Annotated in this window: 2 protein-coding genes; one reads left to right on the forward strand and one right to left on the reverse strand. The window is 71.2% G+C overall.

Annotated elements, in window-relative coordinates:
* Window positions 1-127 precede the first annotated feature (127 nt).
* Complete coding sequence (locus tag HW445_RS25570; protein WP_257231282.1) at window positions 128-1,561, reverse strand: M23 family metallopeptidase; 1,434 nt, start codon at window positions 1,559-1,561, stop codon at window positions 128-130.
* Between the two features lie 484 nt (window positions 1,562-2,045).
* On the opposite strand from HW445_RS25570, the gene HW445_RS25575 reads away from it, so the two are divergent.
* The gene (locus HW445_RS25575) at window positions 2,046-2,462 is read left to right on the forward strand and encodes a cobalamin B12-binding domain-containing protein (protein WP_151771699.1); all 417 of its coding nucleotides are present in this window, start codon (window positions 2,046-2,048) and stop codon (window positions 2,460-2,462) included.
* Window positions 2,463-2,740 lie beyond the last annotated feature (278 nt).

Genomic DNA, 2,740 nt, shown 5'->3' on the forward strand with positions numbered 1-2,740 from the left:
CAGGTCGGCGGCGCGAGCCGGGTCGGCCGGGCAGAGCCGGGTCGGACCCAGTCGGCCGGGCAGCCGTGTTCGCAGGCGCTCGCCAGGTCGGTCGGGTCGTGCGGAGTCCCAGTTGGGCCGGATCGGATCAGGTCGGGTCGATGCCGTGGCTGCGCAGCCAGGCGAGCGGGTCGACCGCTCCGCCGCCGCCCGGACGCACCTCGAAGTGCAGGTGAGGACCGGTGGAGTTGCCCGAGTTGCCCGAGTAGGCGATCGTCTCGCCGGCCTTCACGGACATGCCGTCGGCCAGCTTGTACGCGGAGAGGTGGCAGTACCAGGTCTCCGTGCCGTCCTTGGCGGTCACGATCATCATGTTGCCGTACGCACCGTTGATCTGGGTGCGCACGGTGCCGTCGGTCGCCGCCATGACCGGCGTGCCGAAGGAGACGGGGAAGTCGATGCCGGTGTGCGCCGACATCCAGTTGACGCCGGCGGCGCCGTAGTAGGCGCTGAGGCCGCGCTGGGCGACCGGGCTGGCGAACTTGGGGCGCAGCCGCTCCTTCTTGGCGGCTTCCTCCGCCGCCTTCCGGATCTCGGCCTCACGCTGTGCCTCGAGGTCGATCCGCTCCTGCTCGCGGCTGGCGCGGTCGCCGAAGTCGGCGGCGGCGACGGTCACTTCGCTGAACTGGGCGGAGATCTTGTCGTTGGCGGCCGAGGGCTTCACCGGCTGGGCGTCCGACGCGGCCTGGGTGGTGGTCTCCTCGACCGAGCCGCCCACCGAGGCGGCGGCGACGCCGGCCACGCCCATCACGCAGACGGAGGGGACCGCGACGGTCAGCAGGGCGGAGCGGCGGGCGGGGGTGCGACGGCGGCCGCCGCGACCCGCGGAGCGGGAGGTGTGGGAGAGGACCTCGCCCTGGTCGTCCAGGAAGCCGGGCCGGTCGTCGGCCTCGTCGCCGTGGCCTCTCGGACCGTCATGGTCGGCGGTGTCCGCGTCCTCACGCCGACCGTCGGCGGACCCGCGCCGTTCGTGGGCGTCCTCACCGTCGCGTGCGGGGGAGTCGTCGCCCTCCGTGGAGTTCCATGCCGTGGCGTCGTAGGCGCCGGTGTCGGAGTCCTGCCCGTTCCAGTTCCACTCGCCGGCGCCGTCCGGGCCGTCGGTTGCCTGCGCGGGGATCTCGGCGGTGTTCCAGGCGGTGGTGTCGAAGGAGCCGGTGTCCTGGGCCGCGTAGTGCTGGTCCGCGTAGAACTGGGCGGCGTACCCGTCGTACTGGGAGCCCATGTCCCACTGGCCGCTGTCGTAGGAGGACGTCTGCCCGTAGCCGTCACCGGTGTACTGGGCGGTCATCGACGGGTCGGTCCAGCCGGTGGTGTCGTAGGAACCGCTCGCGTACGAACCGGTGTCGAAGGAGCCGGTGTCGTATCCGCCGCCGTGCTGGGTACCGGTGTCGTAGGAACCGGTGCCGTGGTCCTGGGAGACCTGGCCGTCGTACTGGGTGAAGTCCGCGTAATAGGCCTCGGACGTGCCGTACGCCGGATAGGGCGCCGACGTCGAGTCGGAGGCCGGGGCCGGGGTCGTCATGCTCCCCGACGGGTGACGCTCGTCCACCAACTTCTCTTTCGCCTCGACGACAGGGGCTGCCAGAGCAGTGCGGCGACTGTACCCGGCGGTATGCGGACTGGACAATCTTCGGCGGCCAGTCTGTGGGAACCAAAGGGACAGGAGGGCTTCTTTCGGGGCTCCTCGGGCGTGTCTTTGAGGCTGTGTTCGGCAAACGTTCGATGTTTTCGTCGGGATACGGGGTGAAGGGGCCTCTCGCGTATGCCACAGTCACGCCTACCGGCCCTTTCGCGGCACTCCGAGCGCTCGGCCGTGGCGCGTGGGAGCGGCGTGTCGAGGCCTCCGCCGGGGCCGGTGGAGCCGTTTCGGCGAGGGAAGCGGGTGCCGCTGTGTGATTTCGCCCTCCCTCTCCACCGGAAGACCCACGGCTGAGGGATGCTGTGGATAACGTGCGTTCACTTCCCCGGCCGGTGCGGCGGGCTTGAGTCGGTTGATGGAGGCGTTGATGGGTGTGGCAGTCGGTCCGATCCGTGTGGTGGTGGCCAAGCCGGGCCTGGACGGTCACGATCGCGGGGCCAAGGTCATCGCGCGGGCGCTGCGCGACGCGGGCATGGAGGTCATCTACACGGGCCTCCACCAGACGCCCGAGCAGATCGTGGACACCGCGATCCAGGAGGACGCCGACGCGATCGGTCTCTCCATCCTCTCCGGCGCGCACAACACGTTGTTCGCCAAGGTGATCGACCTGCTCAAGGAGCGGGACGCGGCGGACATCCTGGTGTTCGGCGGCGGCATCATCCCTGAGGCGGACATCGCGCCGCTGAAGGAGAAGGGTGTGGCGGAGATCTTCACGCCGGGCGCGCCGACGCAGGCGGTCGTGGACTGGGTCCGCGCCAACGTCCGTGAAGCCGCCGACGCCTGACAAGGCGCCACGGATCCTGGGCCGCCGAGGGCGCCCACGGCTGTGCGCCATGGCCGTGCGCCGTGGGCGGGTGCTCTCGAGGGGCGCCACGGCGGTACGTCGTAGGACCGACCGGGACGAGACGAGTGAGGCGGCGGGGCAGGGGCCGGCCGGGTACCTGCTCCGGTGGCCGCCGGCCGGTGGTCTCGCGGTGAGCGGTACGTCCGGCGCGGCGGCTGCCGCCGGTGTGCCGGGCGGGCACTCCTCACCGCTGTCCTCGTGCACCCCACGCCGCCTGT

It is taken from the genome of Streptomyces sp. UH6, assembly GCF_013421635.1.
GTDB lineage: Bacteria > Actinomycetota > Actinomycetes > Streptomycetales > Streptomycetaceae > Streptomyces > Streptomyces abyssomicinicus.

What these genes read in the sequence shown, in the direction of transcription:
- HW445_RS25570 (WP_257231282.1), bottom strand. Translation starts at nt 1,561, where the DNA reads ATGACGACCCCGGCCCCGGCCTCCGACTCGACGTCGGCGCCCTATCCG.
- HW445_RS25575 (WP_151771699.1), top strand. Translation starts at nt 2,046, where the DNA reads ATGGGTGTGGCAGTCGGTCCGATCCGTGTGGTGGTGGCCAAGCCGGGC.